Origin of the sequence: Candidatus Acidianus copahuensis (genome assembly GCF_000632495.1) — an archaeon.
Classification (GTDB): domain Archaea; phylum Thermoproteota; class Thermoprotei_A; order Sulfolobales; family Sulfolobaceae; genus Acidianus; species Acidianus copahuensis.
The window spans coordinates 1-1,229 of the sequence record NZ_JFZT01000037.1; the positions used below are offsets into that span (position 1 = coordinate 1).

1 protein-coding gene is annotated in these 1,229 nt (G+C 35.9%); it reads right to left on the minus strand.

Features of this window, described 5'->3' with window-relative positions; genetic code table 11:
• On the minus strand, positions 1 to 840 hold an 840-nt coding region (locus CM19_RS04495), incomplete at its 3' end, for an NAD(P)/FAD-dependent oxidoreductase (protein ID WP_048099268.1).
• Between the last annotated feature and the right edge of the window lie 389 nt (positions 841 to 1,229).

Consider the following 1,229-nt stretch of genomic DNA (forward strand, 5'->3'; position numbering starts at 1 on the left):
TTTACTACCTGGATGTTCAGTGTTTTTTGCCTTATTGATAAAGTCTAGATGTGCATTAATTATCTTATTAAGAATAGAAGATTTGATTATGTTAGGACTTTCTCCCTTAATTACTTTAGACATGAGATATGCGTGCATAATTGACGGCCTTATTCCCTCTCCAGTAATTGGAAAAACTGCGCCACCTGCTTCTCCAACATAACTTCCTTCCCTAATTCCTCCTATAGATATTCTAGCTACTCCATAGCTGAGTTTTTCTCCTTTCAACAGATAGTTTAATCTCTCATTTAATACCTGAAATGGCGCGTCTCCACCTATACCAATTCTAGATCCTTGAGGTCCTGGAAAAACCCAGCCATAACCAATGAAGTCAGAGTAAAAATAGGAGTTTAAGACTTCCTCTTCAGCCTTATATGAAGTATCATATTGAATTGCTTGAACAGTCCCCCCACTCAACGATTGATATCCTCTTGCATCAACAACAACGTCATACTCCTTATCATTTACATGTTTTCCATGAATTTTCCCAAATTCTTTCATTATTTCCTGGCCTTCCGCTAATCTTTCTAAAAATTCTACTTTATCTATAATATAAGCGAAAGGTTGATCGGAGTAAATTTCATGGATTAGCTTATTATCCAAGAAAATTCTATATCCCTTAATCTTAAATAAGATCTCAGATGCCTTAATCTCAACGAAGTTCTCTATAGAGCTTAAGACTACCCAGCTACATGGTTTCATGCCTAACTTTTTCTCCCTTTCATATATGACTACATCCTCACGCAAGGTCTTTCCTAGAAAAAGTCCAGCAGGTCCTGCACCAACTATCGCAATTTTCATGCCTTAAAATTAGGTAAAGGTAACATAAAAACATCCAGTAACCCTCTTAGATTAAGGCTTGACGCGAATTTCCGTACGTAAAGTTTCCAATCTCATCTAATTAAGTCATTTCAAAGGGTTTAATATAAGAGAAATAAATGGGTTCGTTTTAATATATCCTTCTAGATTTATCACATTTCACGCTTTAGTATATTTCGAACTAGGATCTACTTTCCTCTTAAAGTCTTTTTTTACCCTTATTATTGACCTCTAAGCTTATTGTATAGTCCTCCTACATGTTTTATCACTTTCTTCACATAAACTCCCTAATAAACGGAACTACAGATGAGGGAGACGCTTACGTATACTAGGATAAAGGAGTTAGTGCATTCGTGGCCCCTTCTCTTCTT